At 68.8% G+C, this 22473-nt stretch carries 20 protein-coding genes; 12 read left to right on the top strand and 8 right to left on the bottom strand.

What is annotated here, in order from left to right:
- Positions 1–7: 7 nt before the first annotated feature.
- Positions 8–658 (bottom strand): hypothetical protein, encoded by a 651-nt coding sequence (locus D4766_RS10905; protein ID WP_120717479.1) that lies wholly within the window; start codon positions 656–658, stop codon positions 8–10.
- A 75-nt stretch (positions 659–733) separates the two neighbouring features.
- Between D4766_RS10905 and ispH the strand changes: the two genes are divergently transcribed.
- From ispH to rnhA, 3 genes are read left to right on the top strand one after another with little or no spacing between them, the layout of a single operon-like run.
- On the top strand, positions 734–1708 hold the full coding sequence (gene ispH / locus D4766_RS10900) for a 4-hydroxy-3-methylbut-2-enyl diphosphate reductase (RefSeq protein ID WP_120717478.1): 975 nt from the start codon (positions 734–736) through the stop codon (positions 1706–1708).
- A 9-nt stretch (positions 1709–1717) separates the two neighbouring features.
- Positions 1718–2689: a homoserine kinase gene (gene thrB, locus D4766_RS10895; protein ID WP_120717477.1), complete on the top strand. Its 972-nt coding sequence runs from the start codon at positions 1718–1720 to the stop codon at positions 2687–2689.
- Positions 2686–3120, top strand: a complete 435-nt coding sequence (rnhA, locus tag D4766_RS10890) for a ribonuclease HI (protein WP_120717476.1) — start codon at positions 2686–2688, stop codon at positions 3118–3120. The genes thrB and rnhA overlap by 4 nt, the downstream gene beginning before the upstream one ends.
- Positions 3121–3124: 4 nt before the next feature.
- On the opposite strand, the gene D4766_RS10885 is transcribed toward rnhA, so the two are convergent.
- Both D4766_RS10885 and D4766_RS10880 read right to left on the bottom strand, forming a co-directional pair.
- Positions 3125–4231, bottom strand: coding sequence for an NAD(P)/FAD-dependent oxidoreductase (locus tag D4766_RS10885; protein ID WP_120717475.1), 1107 nt, complete (start codon positions 4229–4231; stop codon positions 3125–3127).
- Entirely contained in the window at positions 4228–5184 is a 957-nt protein-coding gene (locus tag D4766_RS10880) for an alpha/beta fold hydrolase (protein WP_234024784.1), read from the bottom strand. Before D4766_RS10880 ends, D4766_RS10885 begins: the two co-directional genes overlap by 4 nt.
- Before the next feature lie 89 nt (positions 5185–5273).
- Here D4766_RS10880 and D4766_RS10875 point away from each other — a divergent pair, with 89 nt between their 5' ends.
- The 7 genes from D4766_RS10875 to D4766_RS10845 all read left to right on the top strand — a co-directional run bounded on the left by D4766_RS10875 (position 5274) and on the right by D4766_RS10845 (position 12603).
- Positions 5274–5774: an A24 family peptidase gene (locus D4766_RS10875; RefSeq protein WP_120717474.1), complete on the top strand. Its 501-nt coding sequence runs from the start codon at positions 5274–5276 to the stop codon at positions 5772–5774.
- A gap of 86 nt (positions 5775–5860) precedes the next feature.
- The gene (gene cpaB / locus D4766_RS10870) at positions 5861–6970 is read left to right on the top strand and encodes a Flp pilus assembly protein CpaB (protein WP_120717473.1); all 1110 of its coding nucleotides are present in this window, start codon (positions 5861–5863) and stop codon (positions 6968–6970) included.
- Between the two features lie 65 nt (positions 6971–7035).
- Entirely contained in the window at positions 7036–8595 is a 1560-nt protein-coding gene (locus D4766_RS10865) for a type II and III secretion system protein family protein (protein ID WP_120718187.1), read from the top strand.
- A 14-nt stretch (positions 8596–8609) separates the two neighbouring features.
- Positions 8610–9260 (top strand): CpaD family pilus assembly protein, encoded by a 651-nt coding sequence (locus tag D4766_RS10860; RefSeq protein ID WP_120717472.1) that lies wholly within the window; start codon positions 8610–8612, stop codon positions 9258–9260.
- Positions 9261–9264: 4 nt separating this feature from the next.
- Positions 9265–10545: a pilus assembly protein CpaE gene (locus D4766_RS10855; protein ID WP_120717471.1), complete on the top strand. Its 1281-nt coding sequence runs from the start codon at positions 9265–9267 to the stop codon at positions 10543–10545.
- Positions 10546–10616: 71 nt separating this feature from the next.
- The gene (locus D4766_RS10850) at positions 10617–11588 is read left to right on the top strand and encodes a type II secretion system F family protein (RefSeq protein WP_120717470.1); all 972 of its coding nucleotides are present in this window, start codon (positions 10617–10619) and stop codon (positions 11586–11588) included.
- A gap of 10 nt (positions 11589–11598) precedes the next feature.
- A complete protein-coding gene (locus D4766_RS10845) occupies positions 11599–12603 on the top strand; it encodes a type II secretion system F family protein (protein ID WP_120717469.1) in 1005 nt (334 codons plus the stop codon).
- Positions 12604–12639: 36 nt separating this feature from the next.
- Here the strand turns inward: D4766_RS10845 and D4766_RS10840 are convergent, their stop codons facing one another.
- The 4 genes from D4766_RS10840 to D4766_RS10825 form a co-directional block, all read right to left on the bottom strand.
- Entirely contained in the window at positions 12640–13098 is a 459-nt protein-coding gene (locus D4766_RS10840) for a MarR family winged helix-turn-helix transcriptional regulator (RefSeq protein WP_120717468.1), read from the bottom strand.
- 43 nt (positions 13099–13141) lie between these two features.
- Entirely contained in the window at positions 13142–14014 is an 873-nt protein-coding gene (locus D4766_RS10835; protein WP_120717467.1) for a crotonase/enoyl-CoA hydratase family protein, read from the bottom strand.
- Between the two features lie 153 nt (positions 14015–14167).
- Positions 14168–14950 (bottom strand): SDR family NAD(P)-dependent oxidoreductase, encoded by a 783-nt coding sequence (locus tag D4766_RS10830; RefSeq protein ID WP_120717466.1) that lies wholly within the window; start codon positions 14948–14950, stop codon positions 14168–14170.
- 104 nt (positions 14951–15054) lie between these two features.
- On the bottom strand, positions 15055–16227 hold the full coding sequence (locus D4766_RS10825) for an acetyl-CoA C-acetyltransferase (RefSeq protein WP_120717465.1): 1173 nt from the start codon (positions 16225–16227) through the stop codon (positions 15055–15057).
- A 286-nt stretch (positions 16228–16513) separates the two neighbouring features.
- Between D4766_RS10825 and D4766_RS10820 the strand changes: the two genes are divergently transcribed.
- Complete coding sequence (locus D4766_RS10820; RefSeq protein WP_120717464.1) at positions 16514–19621, top strand: TonB-dependent receptor domain-containing protein; 3108 nt, start codon at positions 16514–16516, stop codon at positions 19619–19621.
- 174 nt (positions 19622–19795) lie between these two features.
- Entirely contained in the window at positions 19796–21382 is a 1587-nt protein-coding gene (locus tag D4766_RS10815; protein ID WP_120717463.1) for a tetratricopeptide repeat-containing sulfotransferase family protein, read from the top strand.
- Here the strand turns inward: D4766_RS10815 and D4766_RS10810 are convergent.
- Positions 21367–22389 carry a hypothetical protein gene (locus D4766_RS10810; RefSeq protein ID WP_120717462.1) on the bottom strand — a complete coding sequence of 341 codons (1023 nt, stop codon included), beginning with the start codon at positions 22387–22389 and terminating at the stop codon, positions 21367–21369. The two genes, D4766_RS10815 and D4766_RS10810, sit on opposite strands and share 16 nt — an antisense overlap.
- Positions 22390–22473: the final 84 nt, after the last annotated feature.

The following is a 22473-nucleotide window of genomic DNA, read 5'->3' as shown; positions in this document are numbered from 1 at the left end:
AACGGGCCTAGCGGGTGGCGTTGTAGGCGAGCTGCTCTTCGGTCAGCTGGAAGCCGACGAGAAGCTCGAACGTGGCGCGGGCGACGGCCGCCTTCACCGCGGGGTCGGCAAGCGGGTCGAGCGCGGCATCTTCGGCGCCGGCCTTGCGCTTGCGCGTGATCTGGTCCCGGATGTCGACGGGCAGCGTCGCTTCGGCCCGGTCGACGTAGGCGCCGGCTTGGGCACGGGCCTGCGCGCGTTCCTGTCCGTCGGCAAAGCTCAGGGTGACCTGGCCCACGCGCTTGGTGGCGACCGAGGTGCCGCCGCGCAGGACGACGGAATAGTACGGCAACGTGACGGTGCGCGCGCCGCGCGTGTCGGTGCGGCGGGCCAGCACGTCGAACGTGGCGTTGGAATAGATGCGCGGCGACCCATTGTCGCAGGTCGAACGCAGGTTGGTGATCGACGCGGTCACGTCGATGTTCGCGGCCGTCGCGTTGCCGGGGGTGCGGAAGGTCGTGATGTCGCCGGTGTAATCTGGCACACCGACCGCCGGACACGCGGTGCGGATCGCGGTAATGCCCACGCCCTGCTCGACGACCAGTTCGCCGCTACGCTTGCAGCCGGCGAGCGCGGCCCCCATCATCAGCATGGCAGCGAGGCGATAGGCATTGGTCATGGTCGATACGGGTCCCGGAATGGCAATCGGCAGCCGCCCTAGCGGCGCGCGCGGCGAAGCGCTAGGGGGCGGGGTATGAACGCCCCCTTTCAGCCGCCCGCTTCCTCCGACGCCAAGCTCCCGCTCACGCTGCTCATCGCCGCGCCGCGCGGATTTTGCGCGGGGGTCGACCGGGCGATCGAGATCGTCGAGCGGGCGATCGAACGCTACGGTGCGCCGGTCTATGTCCGGCACGAAATCGTCCACAACAAGTACGTGGTCGACGCCCTGAAGGCGCAAGGGGCGATCTTCGTGGAGGAACTGGACGAAGTGCCCGACGGCGCGCCGGTGGTCTTCAGCGCGCATGGCGTGCCCAAATCGGTGCCGGCGGAGGCCGACCGGCGCGAGATGACTTGGGTCGATGCGACCTGCCCCCTCGTCAGCAAGGTCCACCGCCAGGCCGAACGCCAGATCGAGGCTGGACGGCATATCGTCTTCGTCGGGCACAAGGGTCACCCCGAGGTCATCGGCACGATGGGCCAGGTGCCCGACGGTGCGATTACGCTGGTGGAGACGGTCGAAGACGTCGAGTCGTTGTCGTTCACCGGGGAAACGCCGCTGTCATTCCTGACGCAAACGACCCTGTCGGTCGACGACACGCGCGAGATCGTCGCCGCCCTGCAGGCCAAGTTCCCGCACATCGTGGGCCCAAAGGCGGAGGACATCTGCTACGCCACCAGCAACCGGCAGGCGGCGGTCAAGGCGATCGCGCCGGGCAGCGACCTGGTGCTGGTCATCGGCGCGCCCAATTCGTCGAATTCGCTGCGTCTCGTCGAGGTCGCCCAGCGCATGGGCACCGACGCGAAACTGATCCAGCGGGCGAGTGAGATCGATCCGTCATGGCTGGCTGGGGTCGGCACCGTGGGCCTCACCGCCGGTGCCTCCGCACCCGAAAAGCTGGTGCGCGAAGTGGTCGAGCGGCTGGCGGAATGGCGGGCGGTGGAGGAGCACACGCTCGTTACCACCGAAGAGAAGATGGTCTTCAAACTGCCCCGCCAGCTGACCGACTAGGGCGACCCCATGGCGGTCTACACCCACCTCGCCGCCGAGGACCTCGCCGCGCTGATCGCCGAATACGACGTCGGCGAACTCGTTTCGGCCAAGGGGATCGCGGAAGGCATCTCGAATTCGAACTGGCTGGTCGAGACGACCGGCCGCGACGGCGCGGGCGGGCGGTTCATCCTGACCCTCTACGAGCGGCGCATCGACCTTGCGGACCTGCCGTTTTTCCTCGCGCTGCTCGATCACCTGTCGGCCCGCGGCTGTCCGGTCCCGCGCACGATCCACGACCGGTCGGGCGCGCTGTCGCGCGAAGTCGCCGGCAAGGCGGCGGCGCTGATCGAGTTCCTGCCCGGCGTATCGGTGGACCGGCCGACCGCGTCGCAGGCCCGCGCAGTGGGCGCGGCGCTGGCCGGCATGCATATCGCGAGCGCGGACTTCGGGCAGAGCCGCGCCAACGCGCTCGATATCGACGCCTCGCTCCGCGTGCTGGACACCTGCGGCCCGGCGGCGCTGTCGACCATCGATCCGGACCTGCCGGACGCGGTGGATGTCGCGCGCTCTCTCGCCGCCCGGTGGCCCGGCGATCTCCCGCGCGCGATCTGTCACACCGATCTGTTTCCCGACAACGTGCTCATGCGCGGCGACCGGGTCACGGGCATGATCGATTTCTACTTCGCCTGCGAGGAAGCGATGGCATACGACCTGGCCGTCACCCACGCGGCGTGGAGTTTCGACCGGTCGGGCAAACGGTTCGACGCGGCGGTGGGGCGCGCGCTGGTCGAAGGGTACGAAGCCGTCCGCCCGCTGTCGGATGCCGAGCGCGCCGCCCTCCCCGTCCTCGCGCAAGGAGCCTGCCTGCGCTTCGTCGCAAGCCGGGCCGAGGATTGGCTCGACACTCCGCCAGACGCGCTGGTGACACGCAAGGACCCGATGGCCTTCATGCGCCGCTTGCAATTCTACGCCGCTGCTGGTGACACCGCCTGGCAATGAAGAAAGTCGATATTTTCACCGACGGGGCCTGCAAGGGCAACCCCGGCCCCGGCGGCTGGGGCGCGCTGCTGCGCATGGGCAGTCACGAGAAGGAACTGTCGGGCGGCGAGGCCGACACGACCAACAACCGCATGGAGTTGACCGCTGCGATCCGCGCGCTCGAAGCACTAATCGAACCGTGCGAAATCCGCCTGCATTCCGACAGCAAGTACGTGCTCGACGGAATCACCAAGTGGGTCCACGGCTGGCAACGTAACGGCTGGAAGAACGCCAGCAAACAGCCGGTCCGCAACGCCGACCTGTGGCACGAACTGATCGCGGCGGCGAGGCCGCACACGGTCGAGTGGATCTGGGTCAAGGGCCACTCGGGCCACGCCGAGAACGAGCGGGTCGATGCGCTGGCCTGCGCCGCCGCGGAAGCGGTCGCCTAGACTCTCACGCCCGGAACCGGGCGGGCGCGTAGAGCGCGGGGTCGAGCGTCTGCGTCGTCGCGTCGCGCGGCGCACCCAGAAGGAGCTGCGCGCCGAGCCGCGCGGCCGCGGGCGAGGTCTGGATGCCGAAGCCGCCCTGCCCGGCGAACCAGAACAATCCCTCCACATCCGGATCGAAACCGTAGACCGGCAGCCGGTCGGGCGCGAAGCTGCGCAGGCCCGCCCACTTGCGTTCGACGGCGACGACGCGCCAGTCGGTGACCCGTTCGAACCGGTCGATCGCCTCGGCGACGGCGATCTCTTCCGGCGCGGCGTCGCATGGTTCGCTCGGCTCCTCGTCGTGCGGACTCAGCCACAGCTTGCCGCTTTCGGGCTTGAAGTAGAACCGCCCCGCGATGTCGAGGACGAGCGGCAGGTCGGCGGGCGGCGGCGGATCGGTGCGCAGCTGCGCAACCGTCCGGCGCAGGGGCTGGATGCCGAGCGGGCGCGCTCCGGCGAGCATGGCGAAACCGTCGGCCCAGGCGCCGGCGGCGTTGGCGACCGTGCCGGCGGTCAGCGTCTCGCCGTGTGCGTTGGCGAGTGTCCAGATGCCGTTCTCGCGATCCGCCGAGACGACCCGCCAGCGCGTGCGAAGCTCGACCCCGCCCCGTTTCGCGGCGGCGAGATAGTGCTGGTGCAGTGCCGCGACGTCGATATCGGCGCAGGCCGGTTCCCACACCGCGGAGGTGTAGTCGGCGCGCACGCCGGGCAGGCGCCGGGCCAGTTCCTCCGCGCCAAGGCGGGCGATGTGAACCCCGCTCCCCGCAAACCGCTCCATGAAGGCGTCGAGCGCGGGGCGGTCGGCGTCGGTCCCGACGTAGAGCGCGCCGCGCGGGCTGAGGAAGCCGTGTTCGCGCAGCCACGGTCCGCTGGCGAGGGTCAGGGGAACGACGTCGGGCCCGCCGTAGCATTCTTCCCAGAATGCCGCCGACCGGCCGGTGGTGTGGTAGCCGGGCCGGTCTTCCGCCTCGAGCAGGACGATCCGGTGTTCGCCAAGGCTGGAAAGTTCGGCGGCGAGGCTGGCACCGGCGATGCCTGCGCCGACGATCGCGATCGCGAAATCGGCGCTCATCGGGCAATCGTCCGGGCGAGGAAATCGTCGATCGCGGCAAAAGCGCGCAGGCGCACGGGGTCCGCCTCGCGCAGAATTTCATGATGCGATTCGGCGCCGAATTCGGCGATCTCGCCCGCCGGAAGCCGCCGCACCGCCGAAACGATGGCCGGCCACGACACCAGCTTGTCGTTGGACGTCGCGACGACGAGGACGGGGACCCTTACCCCCTCCAGCACGCCGCGCGCAAACAGGCCCCGCATCGAGGCGTAGGCCCGCTCGACCCAGCCCCAACTGCCCGGCCCCATGACGAGTTCGGGCCGTTCCCGCCGCCACCACAGTTCGTCCTCGTAACGGTTGGGATCGTGGGTCAGCAGATGCGCGCGGGCCGCCGGCGGCTCGCCGGGCTTCTCGCTCCATTTCCAGGCCGGGCGGCGCGGGTCGCCCATACGGACCATCAGCCGCGCCGCCGCGTGGAGCAGCGCCGGCGGCAGGCGGCCGATCCCGAGCATCGGCGCGGTGAGGACGACCGCGGCGGGATCGACCAGCCCTTCGGCCACCGCGCGCAGGGCGAGATGCCCGCCCATCGAATGACCGACCAGCACGCGCGGGCCGGGATGACCACGCGACCAGTCGCACCAGAACGCGGCGAGGTCGCCGGTCCACTGGGTAAAATCCTCTATGTGCCCGGTCACCTCATCGGCCCCCAGCCGGCCCGATCCGGCCTGTCCGCGCCAGTCGATCGCGGTGACCCGCCAGCCCTGCCGGTGCCAGTGGCCGAGCGCTTCGAGATATTTCTCGTACCCGTCGCCCCTGCCTGAGAGAAAAAGCAGCGAACCGCGCGCCCCGCCCTCGGGAGAAGCCATGTCGAGCCGCCGGATCGGGTGCCCGTCGGGCGCGGTCCAGCGGCTTTCGCGCGCGCCGTGCGGGATCGCGCGTCGCGCGTCCGCAGGGTTTCCACCGGCTTCGCGCAAGTGGCTAATGGCAGAACTCCGGCCTTGGTTACTGTTTGGTAAGCACTGGCCGCTAGCACCCCGATCCAAGGGACTTGGGGACTATCTCAATGCTGGGCGGATATCTGCAATACGGGCTGGTCGTGGCCTTGGCAATCGCGCTGCTCGTCGCCGCGGCGACCGACTGGCGCCGGCGCCAGATCGACAACTGGCTCAACGCCGCGATCGCGCTTGCCGCGCCGGTGTGGTGGTACGCCAGCGGCCTGTCGCTGTGGCCGGGCGTCGCGCTTCAGATCGCCGTCGGCATCGGCGCGTTCGCCGTGTTCGCCGCGATGTTCGCGATGAAGTGGATGGGCGGCGGCGACGTCAAACTGCTGACCGCGCTGGCGCTGTGGATCGAACCCTACCCCTTCCTGCAGCTTCTGCTGGTCATGGCGGTCGTGGGCGGCATCCTGACGCTGGGCATGGGCATGTGGCACATCGCCCGCCGCCAGCGCGACCGGCTGGCCATCCCCTACGGCGTCGCCATTGCGGCTGCCGGGCTGTGGGTGATCGGCACGATCTACCTGCCCGCCGCGCAGGCTTCGATTTCCGGCCCGCTGGCCGGTTGACCCGATTTTAACCGTTCGCCGCTTAACCACGGCAACCATTCCGCACCGGCCGGACCTGCCGGGACTTTGAGGGGGCTAAGACAGCCATGGACAGGAAGAAGCTGCTGCTGCTGGTGGGCGCGCTGGTGATCGCCGTGATCACCGCGATGATGGCCCGGAGCATGTTCGCCGGAGCATCCGCTCCCCAGGCCGAGGCCGCGCCCGTACCGGCGGGGCCCAAGGTGCTCGTCGCCCAGCGCGTGCTGCCGACCGGCACCATCATCACCGCCGACGCCATCGGGTTCCAGCCCTGGCCGGCCGAGCTGGTGAAGGACGCCTACTTCCTCGAAGGCGAATCGGACGTCTCCAAGCTGCTCGGCACCGTCGTGCGCTTCCCCGTCACCGCGGGCGAGCCGGTCACGCAAGGCTCGCTGGTGAAGCCCGGCGATCGCGGCTTCCTCGCCGCGGCGCTCGGCCCCGGCATGCGCGCCGTGACCGTGCCCGTGTCGGACAAGACCGGCGTCGCCGGCTTCGTATTCCCGGGCGACCGTGTCGACCTCGTGCTGACCCAGACGGTCGAAGGCGATGGCGGCAACCTGAAGGCATCGGAAACCATCCTTCGTAACCTTCGCGTCCTCGCGACCGACCAGTCGACCACGCAGGACAAGGACGAGTCGGGCGGCACGATCGTGAAGCAGTCGCGCACCGTCACCCTCGAGGTCACGCCGAAGATCGCCGAGAAGGTCTCGGTCGCGCAGACCATCGGCACGCTCAGCCTCTCGCTGCGCTCGATCGCCGATAGCCAGTCCGAACTGGAACGCGCCATCGCCCAGGGCGACGTCAAGATCCCCGACGGCGCCACGCCGCAGGAGGAAGAAAAGCTGCTGCGCGAGGCGATGAACCGGCCGACCGACGGCGCGACGACCTACCAGACCGGCGGCGACGTGTCGCGCTTCCAGCGCCGCACCATGCCGCCCCCGCCGTCCGCCGCCGCCACCGCGCCCGCCGCGACGGTCATCGTGCCCGGCGCCGCCGCCCCGGCCCCGGCCGGTCGCCGCCCCGCCCCGCCGCGTTCGACGGTCACCGTCACCCGCGGCAAGGATGCCAGCACCGTCACGATCTCGCAGGGCGGCCAGGTCAGCCAGTTCAACCAGACGCAGGCCGATGCGATCGCCCGCGGCGGGTCCACCGTCGCCGGCACGCTCGGCGCCTACTGAGGATCCCGGCCATGAACGGACACGCAACTTTCGGCACCCGCCGGATCCATTCGAAGGGCAAGACCATGAAAAGTCGCCTCACCGCCACGCTGCTGCTCGCCGGCCTCGCCGCCGCACCGCTCGCCGGCATCCCCGCGCTGCCCGCGCAGGCCCAGGGCACCATCTCGCCGTCGCAGACGATCAACCTGTCGATCGGTCGCGGCGAGCTGGTCAACGTGCCCGGCGCGATGGCCGACGTCTTCGTCGCCAATGATGCGGTGGCCGACGTCCAGGTGAAATCGGAACGCCAGCTCTACCTGTTCGGCAAGGCCGGCGGCGTGACCACCGTCTATGCCAGCAACAAAGCGGGCGCCGTGATCTGGTCGGCCAACGTGCGGGTCGGCAACAACATCGACAGCGTGGACCAGATGCTGACGCTGGCGATGCCCGAAGCGCGGGTGAATGTCGCCACGATGGGCACCAACACGTTTCTCCTGACCGGCACCGTCGCCGCGCCCGAGGATGCCGCCGAGGCCGAGCGCCTCGTCGCCGCCTTCGTCGGCGAAGGCGCGACCGTGATCAGCCGGCTGCGCACCGCGACGCCGCTGCAGGTCAACCTGCAGGTCCGCTTCGCCGAGGTCAGCCGCTCGCTGGTCCGCGAGATCGGATCGAACCTGCAGACGGTCGATTCGACCGGCGGGTTCAAGTTCGGCGTCACCACCGGCCGCGGCCCTACCACCACCTACACCCCGGGCAGCCCCAACGGGCTCGGCACCGGGTTCACCGTCGCACCCGACGGCGGCAGCCTCGTGAAGGGCACCGGCACCGGCTCGACGCTCGCCGCGTTCGGCCGCCTGTTCGGCCTCGACATCGGCGCGGCGTTCGACCTTGCCGAGCGCGCGGGCCTCATCAGTACGCTGTCGCAGCCCAACCTTACCGCGCTGTCGGGCGAGACGGCCGACTTCCTGGCGGGCGGCGAATTCCCGATCCCGATCAGCCAGGGCCTCGGCTCGACCTCGATCGAATACCGCAAGTACGGCGTCAGCCTCGCCTACACGCCGACGGTGCTGGCCAACGGCCGCATCAGCCTGCGCGTCCGCCCCGAAGTGTCGGAGCTGTCGAGCCAGGGCGCGGTCACGATCAACGGCTTCCAGGTGCCCGCGCTGACCATCCGCCGCGCGGAAACGACGATCGAGCTCGGCAGCGGCCAGAGCTTCATGATCGCCGGCCTGATGAGCAACAACGCGCAGAACCAGGTCGACAAGACCCCGGGCCTGGGCGACGTGCCGATCCTGGGCAACCTGTTCCGCTCGACCAGCTTCCGCAAGGGCGAGACCGAGCTGGTGATCGTGGTGACGCCCTACCTCGTCAACCCGGTCAACAACGCCAGCGACATCCGCCTGCCGACCGACGGGTTCAACGCCCCGAACGAGCTGGCCCGTCTGCTGGGGATGCAGGACAACGCCGGCGTATCCGGCCAGGCCCGCCCCGGCGCGACGGCGATCGAAGGCACGGTCCCGACCGGTCCCGGCATCTCCTACGCCGCGCCCGACGCGGCCCCGAGCGATCGCAAGCGCCGCAAGGCCCGCAGCGCCAAGGCGGATACCGCCGCCGGTGCCGCCGCCCCCGGCTTCAACCTCAAGTGAGAAAGGTGCAGGAGATGTTGACCAAACGCCGTATCGCGGGCGCTCTTGCCCTCACCCTCGGCCTCACGCTCGGCGCGTGCAATGCGCCCGGCGCCTACAGCAACACCAGCGTCTACAGCGTGAAGCAGCCGGTGGTCGCCAAGACGAGCTATACGCTCGATCTCGCCTCGGGCTACGAAGGCCTGTCGGCCGGCGAACAGCAGCGGCTCTCGGCCTGGTTCGACGCGATGGACTTGCGTTACGGCGACCGTATCGCGGTCGACGACCCGGTGGCGGGCGGCGCGACCCGCGCGGCGGTGGCCGCGATTGCGGCGCGCCACGGACTGCTTCTGTCGGAAGGCGCGCCGGTGACCGAAGGTCTCGTCCAGCCGGGCACCGCCCGCGTCGTGCTGACCCGCGTGACCGCGTCGGTTCCGGGCTGCCCCGACTGGGGCCGCAGGAGCGACATGAACTACGCCAACGCGACCTCGCCCGGCTACGGCTGCGCGGTCAACGGCAACATGGCGGCGATGATCGCCAACCCCGAAGACCTGCTCAGCGGCCAGGGCGCCACCGGCGACACGGTCATCATGAGCTCGAACAAGGCGATCGAGACGTATCGCAAGAAGGCCAACACCGGCGGCGGCGAACTGAAGGCCGCCAGCACGGGCAGCGGAGGGAACTAAGACCATGAATGCTCCCTGGAAACCCGGCGCCGGCGGACGCGATCCGTTCGCGGCATTCATCTGCGACGAGACCGCGCTCGACACGCTGCGCCCCGTCGTCATCGAGATGGGCTGGCAGCCCGAAAAGTGCGCCAAGGGCGGCCTGCGCAACGCGGTGCAGTCGCTTTCGGTCGCGGCCAGCCCGAACATCCTGATGGTCGACCTGTCGGAAAGCGGCGATCCCTTGAACGACATCAACGCGCTCGCCGAAGTCTGCGAGCCCGGCACGGTCGTGATCGCGATCGGCCAGGTCAACGACGTGCGGCTCTACCGCGATCTCCTCGCCAGCGGCATCCAGGACTACCTGCTGAAGCCGCTGTCGGCGAGCCAGCTGCGCGATGCCCTCACCAACGCGCAGGCGGTGTTCTCCGCGCCGAAGTCGAACGATCCCGATGCGGTGAAGCGCCACATCTCGACCGCCGTCGTCGGCACGCGGGGCGGCGTCGGGGCATCGACGCTGGCGACCTCGCTGGCGTGGCTGTTCTCGGCCGACCACAAGCTGCCGACCGCGCTGCTCGACCTCGACGTGCACTTCGGCACCGGCGCACTGGCGCTCGATCTCGAGCCGGGCCGCGGCCTGACCGACGCGATCGACAACCCCAGCCGCATCGACGGCCTGTTCATCGAACGCGCCATGATCCGCGCGAACGACAACCTGGCGATCCTGTCGGCCGAAGCGCCGATCAACGCCCCCCTGATGACCGACGGCAGCGCCTTCGTTCAGCTGGAGGAGGAATTCCGCCACGCGTTCGAGATGACGGTCATCGACTTGCCGCGCAACATGCTGATCAACTTCCCGCACCTCCTGGCGGACGTCAACGTGGTGGTCCTCGCCGCCGAGATGACGCTGGCGAGCGCGCGCGACACGATCCGCATCCTGAGCTGGCTCAAGACCAACGCCGCGCACGCGCACCCCATCGTCGTGGCCAACAAGGTCCAGGGCGGCGTCGCCGAGATCAGCAAGGCCGACTTCGAAGCCTCGATCGAACGCAAGATCGACTTTCTCGTCCCCTACGACGTCAAGGCGGCGGCCAATGCGGCCAAGCTCGGTCAGACCTTCGCCGACGCCAACCGCGCCAGCAAGGCGAGCCAGGCCATCCGCCAGCTCGCCGACCAGGTGATCGGCGCGACCGACGAGGACGCGGGCGACGAACCGGCGGGCGGCAAGAAGTCGCTCCTCGGCAGCTTCGACTTCAAGTCGCTGCTGGCGAAAAAGGACAAGTCCGCGGCGAAGGCCGAGGCGTGACACCGGCGGGGCCGGCGGCGACCCCCGCCGGCCCGCAGCCGCATTCGAACTGAGAGAGGCCAGGCAGAGCGATGTCGATATTCCAGCTGCTGTTGTTCGCCGCCGGGCTGATGGCCGTGATGGTCGTCGGGTATTCCGCGTTCGCCGGTCCGTCGGCCGCCAAGGAAGGCAACCGCCGCCTGCAGGCGGTCCGCTATCGCCATTCGGAAAGCACCGACACCAAGGTGGAATCGCAGCTCAAGAAGGCGATCGCCGCGCGCAAGCCGCTGCAGTTCAAGGTCGCCGGATCGAGCTCCAAGGCCGAGGCGCTGGCCATGCGGCTCGACCGCACGGGCAAGCAATGGACGATCACCCACTACCTCTACGGGTCGCTGGGCATCGCGCTGTTCTTCACGGTGATCCTGTACCTCAAGACGGGCGCCGCGCTGCTGTCGCTGCTGATCGGCATGTTCGCCGGTGCGGGCATCCCGCACCTGGTGGTCAACTTCATGATCAAGAAGCGGACCAACCAGTTCAACGCGAAGTTTCCCGACGCCATCGAACTGCTCGTCCGCGGCCTGCGCTCGGGCCTGCCGGTGACCGAGACCCTGGCCGTCGTGGCGCAGGAAATCCCCGGCCCCGTCGGGCTGGAATTCAAGGCGATCGTCGACCGCATCCGGGTCGGCCGGACGATGGAGGAAGCGCTCCAGGTCACCGCCGACCGGCTGGGCATCGCGGAATTCAACTTCTTCACCATCACGCTGGCTATCCAGCGCGAGACCGGCGGCAACCTCGCCGAAACGCTGTCGAACCTTGCCGACGTGCTGCGCAAGCGCGGTCAGATGAAGCTCAAGATCAAGGCGATGAGCTCGGAATCGAAGGCTTCGGCCTACATCGTCGGCGCGCTGCCGTTCATCGTGTTCGTGATGATCTGGTGGATCAACCCCGGCTACGTCGGCGGCTTCTTCACCGAGGACCGCCTGATCGTCGCCGGTCTCGGCGGGCTCACCTGGATGGGCATCGGCGTCTTCATCATGGCCAAGATGGTCAGCTTCGAAATCTGAGGCGGCAGACATGACTCCCACCGGACCCACCCTCCTCGGCTTCGACGTCATCCTCGTCGGCACGCTGCTCGCCGCGGTCGCCGCGCTGGCGGTGATGATGGCGATCTACGCCGCCGTGACCGTCAAGGACCCGATGTCCAAGCGGGTGAAGGCGCTGGCCGCCCGCCGCGAGGAACTGAAGGCCGGCATCGTCAAGTCGAACGCGCGCAAGCGCCAGAGCCTCGTCCGCCGCACCGACTCGACCGACAAGGTCAAGGAAACGCTGGCGAACATGAAGGTTCTCCAGCAGAGCCAGATCGAGGTCATCCAGCAGAAGCTGGCCTGGGCCGGCTACCGCAACAAGGAGCTGGCGGTCTACATCATCGGCCTGCGCATGGTGCTGCCGATCGTCTTCGGCTTCGTCGCCTTCATGCTGTTCTACGTGCTCAATATCATGCCCGACTGGGGCAGCATGAAGAAGCTGTTCGCGCTGACCGCCGCGGTCGGCTTCGGCTACAAGGGACCCGAGCTGTTCCTCAAGAACAAGGCGACCAAGCGCACCGGCGAGATCCGCAAGGGCCTGCCCGACGCGCTCGACCTACTCGTCATCTGCGCCGAGGCCGGTCTCACCGTCGACGCCGCGTTCAACCGCGTGGCGAAGGAACTGGGCCGCGCCTATCCCGAGCTCGGCGATGAATTCGCGCTGACCGCGATCGAGCTGTCGTTCCTGACCGAGCGGCGCATGGCGTTCGAGAACCTGGCAGGCCGGGTGAACCTCGACGCGGTCAAGGGCGTCGTCACCACGATGATCCAGACCGAACGCTACGGCACCCCGCTCGCCTCGGCGCTGCGCGTGCTTTCGGCCGAGTTCCGCAACGAGCGCATGATGCGCGCCGAGGAAAAGGCCGCGCGCCTGCCCGCGATCATGACCGTGCCGCTGATCCTGTTCATCCTGCCGGTGCTGTTCATTGTCATCCTGGGCCCTGCGGCCTGTTCGATCAGCGACGCGTTCTCCGGCAACGGCCCCGGGGGCTGATACGGGCGAGCAGCGCCCGGCGCTTGCGCCGCGCGCTCAGCCCTCCGGATCGAAATCGCCGGCTGCCTCGCGCACACGCCCGAGCAGCCGGCGAAACGTGTCCCGCTCCTCGGCGGAAAACCCCTCGAACAGCTGACGCTCCATCTCGAGCGCGAGCGGCATGATTCGCCCGTGCATCTCCCGCCCCGCGGCGGTGAGTTCGAGGTGGTGCGAGCGCCCGTCGCGCGCGTTGGCTGTGCGCGAGGCGAGGCCCGCCTCTTCCAGCGCGCGGCAGGCGCGGTTGACCGCGACCTTGTCCATCAGCGTCTGGGTTGTCAGGTCGCGCTGGGTCCGCGCGCCGGCATCGCCCAGCACCGCCATCACCCGCCATTCGGGAATGCGCAAACCGAACTGCCGGGCATAGGCGTCCGCCACCCGGCTCGACACCGCATTCGACGCGACCGACAGCAGGTAGGGCAGAAAGTCGGCGAGGCGCGTGTCGGGGGTGTCGGGCATCGGCATGGTTTCTAGGGAAACCGTCCGCCTTGGCAAGCGAGGGCTATTGGTATCCCGGTTCGTCCCACCACGGGTAGAAGTCGGGCATGTCGGCGCTCACCGTGTCCGGATATCGGGGGACGCGCTTTTCCAGGAAACTCGCGATCCCCTCGCGCGCGTCGGCGCTGCGGCTGAGCCGGTAGATTGCCCGGCTGTCGACCCGGTGCGCCATCATCGGATGTTCGGCCACCGCGTTGCGCCACAGCATCGCCCGCGTCATCGCGACCGAGACGGCCGAGGTGTTGTCGGCGATCTCGCGCGCAATCGCCGTCGCCGCGTCCATCAACTCGTCCTGCGGATGGACCGACCGCACGAGCCCCCTCGCCTGCGCTTCGGCGGCATCGATCAGCCGCCCGGTCATGCACCATTCGAGCGCGGTCGGCGTGCCGACGATCCGCGGCAGGAACCAGCTCGAGGCGGCCTCGGGCACGATCCCCCGCCGCGCGAAGACGAAGCCGAAGCGCGCGGTGTCGGCGGCGAGGCGGATGTCCATCGGCAGCTGCATCGTCACGCCCACGCCCACCGCCACGCCGTTGCAGGCCGAGATCAGCGGTTTTCTCGAATCGAACAGCCGTAGCGTCAGCCGCCCGCCCCCGTCGCGCACCCGCTCGTCCGACAGATCCTCGACCGGGTTGGGGTCGGAGAACACGTGACCGCCGCCTTCGGGCGTCAGGTCGGCGCCCGCGCAGAACGCCCGCTCGCCGCTGCCGGTGAAGATCACCCCGCGCACAGTGTCGTCGGCATCGGTCCGGTCGATCGCGTCGATGATCTCGTCCATCATCGTGCGCGTGAAGGCGTTCATCTTTTCGGGCCGGTGCAGCGTGATCGTCGCTACCGGACCGTCCTGGTCGTACCGGATCTGGGTGTAGTCGCTCATGGCCGTCTCTCTCCGTTCCGTGTGGGCCTGCCGTGTACGAAGGCCTGAAACGATGCGCGCCCCCCGACCCGCCTCGATAAAGGGGACCGGGGGGCGCGGGTAATCGTCATGGGCGGGCGGCCTAGACCGGGCCCGCCCCTGCCGCGAACGGCATCAGCGCGGTGCCATGCGGATCGCGCCGTCGAGGCGCACGTCTTCGCCGTTGAAGTAGCCGTTCTCGATCATGCACATGGCGAGGAGCGCGTACTCCTCGGCATTGCCGAGCCGCTTGGGGAACGGCACACTGGCGGCCAGCGCGTCCTTCACCGCCTGCGGAGCGGCGTTCATCAGCGGGGTGTTGAAAATGCCCGGCAGGATCGTGTTCACCCGGATGCCCTCGCTCATCAGGTCGCGCGCGATCGGCAGGGTCATGCCGACGACGCCGCCCTTCGACGCCGCATAGGCCGCCTGGCCCATCTGGCCGTCCTCCGCCGCTACGCTCGCGGTGTTGACGATCGCGCCGCGCTCGCCGTCCTCGCCCGGATCGAGGGTCAGCATGCCGGCCGCCGACTTGGCGATGCAGCGGAACGTGCCGACGAGGTTGATCTGGATGATGAAGTTGAACTCATCGAGCGGGAAGTGCTTGATGCTGCCGTCGGTCTTCGACCGGCTGGCGGTCTTGATCGCGTTGCCGGTGCCCGCGCAGTTCACCAGGATGCGCTCTTGCCCGTGGGCCTCGCGCGCCTTGGCGAAGCCGGCGTCGACCGATGCGTCGTCGGTCACGTTGACCTCGCAGAACACGCCGCCGATTTCCTCGGCGACCGCCTTGCCCTTCTCTTCCTGCAGGTCGAAGATCGCGACCTTGGCGCCCTTGGCCGCGAGCGCGCGGGCGGTGGCGGCCCCGAGGCCTGATGCGCCGCCGGTCACGACGGCTGCGGTGTTGCTGTCGACTTTCATAATTTTCCTCTCGTCAATTCGTCATCACAGCGAACGCTGGGATCAGGTTTGGATAGCTCGGACATAGCGGCCGGCGATCCCAGCGTCCGCTGGGATGACGGCCATTACACAGCCTCGATAATCGTCACGTTGGCGACGCCGCCGCCCTCGCACATGGTCTGGAGGCCGTACTTGCCGCCGCGCGCGTGGAGCGCGTTCAGCAGGGTCGCCATCAGCTTCGTTCCGCTCGCGCCGAGCGGGTGACCCAATGCGATCGCGCCGCCGTTGACGTTGAGCTTGTCCGGGTCCGCACCGGTGTGCGCGAGCCAGGCCATCGGCACCGGGGCGAACGCCTCGTTCACCTCGTAGAGGTCGATGTCGCCCATCGTAAGGCCGGCGCGGGCCAGCGCCTTGTCGGTGGCGAACAGCGGTTCCTCCAGCATGATCACCGGGTCGCCGGCGGTCACCGTCAGCGTGTGGATGCGAGCGCGGGGGGTGAGGCCGAGTTCCTTCAAGGCCGTCTCGCTGACGATCAGCGCCGCGCTGGCCCCGTCGCAGATCTGGCTGGAGCTCGCGGCGGTCAGCTTGCCGCCTTCCTGCAGCAGCTTGACCGAAGCGATGCTTTCGAGCGTCGCGTCGTAGCGGATGCCCTCGTCGGTCGTGTGCTCGACCGGCCCCTCGGGCGTCTCGACGGTGATCGGCACGATTTCGCGCGCGAACGCGCCGGCTTTCGTCGCGGCGGCGGCCTTCTCGTGGCTGTGGAGCGCGAAGCGGTCGATCGCCTCCTTCGTCATGTCCCACTTGTCGGCGATCATCTGCGCGCCGGCGAACTGCGACCACATGATCCCGGGGTATTTCTCTTCCAGGCCGGGCGATTTGTAGTGGCCCATGCCCTCCTTCATGTGAAGCGTGAGGTTGGTGCCCATGGGCACCCGGGTCATGCTTTCCACGCCCGCCGCGATCACCGCGTCCTGCGTCCCGCTCATCACCGCTTGCGCTGCGAACTGGATCGCCTGCTGGCTCGATCCGCACTGCCGGTCGATGGTGACCGCGGGGACCGACTGCGGCAGCACCTTGCTGGCGAGCACCGCCATCCGGCCGACCTGCATCGCCTGCTCGCCGCCCTGCGTCACGCAGCCCATCACCACGTCGTCAATACGCGCCGGGTCCATGCCGGTCCGCTGGACGAGCGCGTCGAGCGTCTGCGCGGCGAGATCGACCGGGTGCACCCCGGCGAGGCGCCCGCCGCGCCGGCCCCCGGCGGTCCGCACCGCGTCGACGATATAAGCCGTGCCCATCAATTCAGTCCTTTCCCGAAACCGATTGACGTTCGCGTAAGGCTGCCGGCTTACAGGGTCAAGCAAGGTCGGCCTCCTTTCCCGGATACGGCCTCGAACTTCCGTGTGGCACCCCTGCCACAGGGGACCGTCAATCCTTCGGCGGACGGGCGAAGATCGTTGCGTGCGATTGTTGCAGGGATATTGCGGGATACGCAGAGCCGTAGCGCCTCGTCGCGCCGTCGGATCACGCACATTACGAAAAGTGACCCGGTCAGGGCCGGGTCCAATTGGGGAAAATCAGACCATGAAGTCTATTTCGCTTCTCAAGGCGGGTGCCGCTCCGATCGCGCTGGGCATCGCCATCGCCGCGACGCCGGCCTTCGCGCAGGACGCGCAGACCACCGCGACCGACACCGTCGACGCCGAAGAGATCGTCGTCACCGGCTCGCTGATCCAGAACCCGAACCTCGTCCAGTCGAACCCGGTCAACGTCACCACGTCCGACCAGATCGAACTGAAGCAGTCGAACCTCGCCGAAGAGGTCCTGCGCGAAATCCCGGGTGTGGTCGCCAACATCGGTTCGGCGGTCAACAACGGCAACGGCGGTTCCTCGTACGCCGACCTTCGCGGCCTCGGCTCGAACCGCAACATCGTGCTGCTCGACGGCAACCGCATCGTGCCCGTCGACTTCTCGGGCCGCGTCGACCTCAACAACATTCCGCTGGCCCTCGTCAGCCGCGTCGACGCCCTCACCGGCGCCGCCGTGACGACCTACGGCGCGGACGCCATCACCGGCGTCATCAACTTCGTCACCCGCAAGGACTTCTCGGGCGTCGACCTCAACCTCGGCCAGCAGCTGACCGAGCGCGGCGACGGCAAGTACTGGCGCGCCGACCTCACCATGGGCGCGAACTTCGACGACGGTCGCGGTAACGCCGTGCTGAGCATCGGCTACCAGAAGTCGGACCCGGTCTACCAGGGTGCGCGCGACTTCTCGCAGAACCAGATCAGCTCGTTCACCGGCGGCGGCAGCGGCTCGGGCACCACGGTGCCTTCGCGCTTCACCGGCACCCGCCCGCTGACCAACGGTGCGCCCAACACCCTGTCGCAGTACGTCCAGACCGGCACCACCGCCGCGGGCGTTCCGATTCTCGCGCTGCAGACCGGCGGTGCCGCCAACGGCGGTGTGCGTCAGATCAACGCCGCCGGCCAGGCGGTCGGCACGTTCCAGACGTTCAACTTCAACCCGTTCAACGTCTTCCAGACTCCGTTCGAGCGCTACAACATCTTCGCGCAGGCGAACTACGAGATCAGCGACGGTCTCGAGCTGTATACGCGTGGCCTGTTCTCGAAGAACTCGGTGTCGACCATCATCGCACCGTCGGGTTCGTTCAACAGCCCGGTCACGATCAACCTCAACAACCCGCTGCTTCCGGCCGCCCTGCGCGCCCAGTTCTGCGCCCTCAACGTTGCCCCGAACGTCACCGGCGTGAACGCCGCCGGCGAGACTGTTTCGGGCCAGATCGCCTACACCCCGCTGCTCACGCCGGCGCAGTGCGCCGCCGCCGCAGCGGCCACCGGTCCGGACGACCCGAACTACCGCACGATCACGACCAACCTCGCCCGCCGTGCGGTCGAAGTCGGCCCGCGCATCAGCGACTACGACACCACCGTCTTCGACTATCGCTTCGGCATCCGCGGCGATCTGACCCCGACGATCGGTTTCGACCTCAGCGCGTCGTACGGCGAATCGGACAAGGTCCAGACGATCCGCAACTACACGCTGACCTCGCGCTTCCGTCAGGGCCTGCTGACCAACAACGGCACGACCTGTCAGGATCCGTCGAACGGCTGTATCCCGATCAACGTGTTCGGCCCGGCCGGGACGATCACGCCCGCACAGGCCGCGTTCCTCACCGCCAACAGCACGTCGCAGGTCAAGACCACGCTCGGGCAGGTCCGCGCGCTGATCTCGGGCGATCTCGGCTTCGGCTTCGGCGCGGCCGAACCGATCGGCTTCGCCCTCGGTGCCGAAATGCGCGACTACGGCGCCGAACAGTCGTCGGACGTCCTCGCCAAGACCCCGGGTGAACTCGGCGGTGCCGGCGGCGCTGCCCCCGACATCATCGGCGGCTACAAGACCTACGAAGGCTACGGCGAGCTCATCGTTCCGATCATCGCCGACCTGGCGACGCTCGAGGCCGGTGCGCGCTACTCGCACCAGGAGATCGACGGCGGTCCGTCGAACAACTCGTGGACCTACAAGGTCGGCGGCACGCTGGGTCCGGTCGCGGGCCTCAAGGTGCGCGGCAACTACTCGCGCGCGGTGCGCGCCCCTAACATCGGCGAACTGTTCACGCCGGTGACCACGGGCCTCACCAACCTGGGCGTCGACCCCTGTGCGGGTACCGCTCCGGTGGCCAACGCCAACCTTCGCGCGGTCTGCATCGCGCAGGGCGCTCCGGCGGGCACGATCGGTTCGATCGCCAACCCGACGGCCGGCCAGGCCAACCTGACGCAGGGCGGCAACATCAACCTGCAGCCGGAAAAGGCCACGACGTGGACCGCTGGCGTGGTGTTCCAGCCCGACTTCCTGCCGCGCTTCAACATGTCGCTCGACTACTACAACATCAAGGTGAAGGACGTCATCGGGGCGTCGCTCCCGGGCGACATCCTGGCGGCGTGCTATGGCAGCCTCTCGGCGGCCAGCACGACCGATCCGAACTGTCTGGCGATCCAGCGTAACCCGGTTACCGGCGGACTCGACGGCGATCCTTCGACCACCCTCGGTCTCATCGCGAACCTGAACAACCAGGGCCGCCTGTTCACCGACGGCTTCGACCTGATCGCCAACTACAACACCGATCTCGGCTTCGCCGGGTGGGCGATCAACTTCGTCGGCAACTACACGATGAACTCGAAGTTCAACGCGAACGTCGCCGATCCGAACTCGCTCAACCGTGAATGCACGCGCTACTACTCGGTCAACTGCTCGTTCACCGGCTCGATCCAGCCCAAGTGGCAGTGGTCGCTGCGCAACACCTTCACGGTCGACGATTTCGACCTGTCGCTCCTGTGGCGTCACATCGGCTCGACCGAGCACGAGCCGCAGGACATCATCGACCAGGGTCCGTTCTTCTCGGGCACCCTGCCCGCGAGCACGGGTGCGGTCGCCGGCAAGCAGGTCGATTTCAACAGGATCGATGCCTACGACATCTTCGATGCCACCCTGCGCTGGAACGTGAGCGACGAGTTCACCTTCACGTTCGCCGTGCAGAACCTGCTCGACAAGCAGCCGCCGATCGTGGGCAACACGGCCGGTGCCACCACCTACAACAGCGGCAACACCTACCCGTCGACCTACGACGCGCTGGGTCGCCGTTACGCGGTGGGCGCGCGCATCCGCTTCTGATCGGATCGCAAACCGAACTTCTGACGGGGCGGGCAGCAATGCCCGCCCCGTTTTTTCTTTGTGCGCCGAAGACACGCCGAGGCGTTCGGGAAAGGGCTGCAACCTTCCTTCGGGACGTTACCTTGCGCGAAGGCGGCTTGACTTGGTGGCACGCGCAGGGAAGCCATCCGGCGCATGACCATCTCCCTCTCCCTCGCCGCGCAGGATGCCGAACGGGCGCTCGCCGCCGGCAGTACCGATCCGTACGACCTCCTCGTCGCCGGACTGGGCCGGGTGGATGCGGGCGACGAGGCCGGCGGCGATGCGCTGCTCGATCGGGCACACTTGGCGGCTCCCGGCGATCCCGGCATCCTCACCGGCGTTGCCATCCGCCGCCGCCAGCAGGGTCGGCTGTCGGAAGCGGTCCGGCTGTGCGACGCGGCCATCGCCATCGCCCCCGATTATCCCGACGCCTGGCTGGAGCGCGGCGCGATCCTGGCGGCGGGCGGTTCGTCGACGGCCGCGCGCGACAGCTTCGCCCGCGCCGCCGCCCTCGCCCCCGGCAATGCGGCGGCACACGCCGGTGTGGCGAGCCAGGCCGCGCGCGACGGAGACACCGCCTCCGCCATCGAGGCTGCGAACCGCGCGCTCGCGCTCGATCCGGCGAACCTCGTCGCCGTCTCGGCGTTGGGCTCCGCCCTGCTCGAGACCGGCGATCCGGCAGGGGCTCTCGCCGCAGTGCAGCCCGTTGTCGAAACGGCGCAGACCGGGCAGCAGCGGTCGGTCGCGGCGAACACCCTCGGCCGCATCTTCGAGAAACTCGGCCGGCCGGACGAGGCCTATCGCGCGTTCTCGCTGTCGAAGGCGGACTTCGCGGCGGTCAACGCTCCGCAGGACGCCGGGATGCCGGGGCACACCGCCTTCGTCGAGGCGATCTCGGGGGCGCTGGCCACTGATGGCGTCACTCCCCCCGCAGCCGCCGCCGTTCCCGACCGGACGCCCGCACGGGCGGGCCGGCATCTCTTCCTCATCGGCTATCCCCGGTCTGGCACCACGCTCGTCGAGAACATCCTCGCCTCGCTCCCCGGTGTCGCGGCGCTGGAGGAATGGCCGACCTTCCGCGATGCGGACGAGGCCTTCCTGACCGGCGACCGGGCGGCGATCGCGAACGGGTTGCAGTCGTTCGCGCAGCTAGACGGCGAAAGCGTCTGCGAACTCCAGGCCGCCTACTGGGCCGTCGCCCGCAGCGGCGGCATCGCGCCCGCGTCCGCGACGTTCGTCGACATGGACCCGCTGAAGGCCACCCGCCTCCCTTTCATCGCGCGCATGTTTCCCGACGCGCGCGTGCTTGTCATGCGGCGCGATCCGCGCGATGTCGTGTGGAGCTGTTTCCGCACGCTGTTCGCGATGACGAGCGGCACGCTCGAATACGTCACGCTGGAGCGGGCGGCGCGGCATTACGATGCGATGATGACACTGACCGATAGGGCGCTCGATCGCCTGCCCGTCGCCGCCCACGTCGTCCGCTACGAGTCCGTGGTGCGTGATTTCGAAACCGAGACCCGCGCGCTGTGCGCCTTCGCCGGGCTCGACTGGTCCGAGGATGTGCGCCGGTTCGACATGACGGCCAAGCGGCGCGGCGTGTCCACCGCCAGCGCCGGGCAGGTTCGCCAGGGCCTTTACGACGGGTCGGGCCAGTGGCGCCCCTATGCCGCGTATTTCGAGCCGGTCCTGCCCATCCTGGACCCTTGGATCGAACGCTTCGGCTACGATCCCGCCTGAGCGAGGCGGCCCGGCGGGTCGAGGCCGATTCCCAGCGTTTCGGCCACCCGCCCCGCCCACGTCGTCACCATCGCGATCTCCTCCCCGTGCGCGGCGCGGACGGCGGCGTAGTCGGATGCCCGGTCCTGCGGGGTGTAGGGTTTGCCCGACTTGCTGTGGCGGTTGAAAGCCTCCCCGCCCGCCACGGAACCGGCGGGCATGGCGATGCCGAAATGCCGCGCGGCCGCCCCCACGGCGCGGTCCGGCTCTCCTGTCAGAGTTTCGGAATCGAGGAACGCGAGGCGGCCAGCCCCCACCTTTTCGCGCAAGGCGAGGAAGAACCGGTGCTGGGCGAGCCAGCCGGTGGCGGCGACCTGGAGGTCGCTCTGGCGAAAGAGATCGCCGGCGGCAAACCCGAGCGGCTGGAGAAAGGCGTCGGTGAGGTATCCTTCCGCCAGTTCGCGCGCCCACAGGCGGCACGGCAGTCCCTTGCGCGCGACCGACACGAGAAAGGTCTCGAGCGGAGCGAACAGGAACACCCCTCGCGAACCGGGAGCAAGCGCCAGCAGCAGCTCGGCGAGCGGATTGATGACGTTCGACGGCTTGACCACGACCGCCTCGCCCTCGCCGAACGGCCGTGCGAGCAGGCGCAAGGCGCCGTCCGCGAGGCGCGCCACCGCGTCGGCAGGGGCGCCCCGGCGGCGGAATCCGACCACGTCGTTGAGGATGACCGGCTCGCTCAGCGCCATCGCGGCCCCGGGCCGGTCGAGCGCGCGCGCCAGCATCGTCGATCCGCAGAATGCCGAATGGAAGACGAAGTGCAGCGGTCGCCGCGGGACGGCGGACAGGCACTCGGCGAGCGGGATGTCGTGCGTTGCCTCCGCAGCGCCGAGATAGTCGTCGACCAGGAACGGCACGGCGGCGTGGCGCGCGCGCGGCCCATGGCGGAAACGGACCGTATCGCGATCCTCTACATGGCGGTGGGCAAGCCATTCCGGGTCGGCGAGGATGGCCTCGGTCGTTGCCATGCCCTAGCCTTCGCTCTCGCAGAACGCTTGTGCCGAAGCCCCGCGCGTTTTACTCTTCGCGCACAAGGGATACGGGAAACGTTT

This window comes from Tsuneonella amylolytica, assembly GCF_003626915.1.
Classification (GTDB): domain Bacteria; phylum Pseudomonadota; class Alphaproteobacteria; order Sphingomonadales; family Sphingomonadaceae; genus Tsuneonella; species Tsuneonella amylolytica.
The sequence above is the reverse complement of the archived record's forward strand: the minus strand, read 5'-3'. Positions and strand labels throughout refer to the sequence as shown.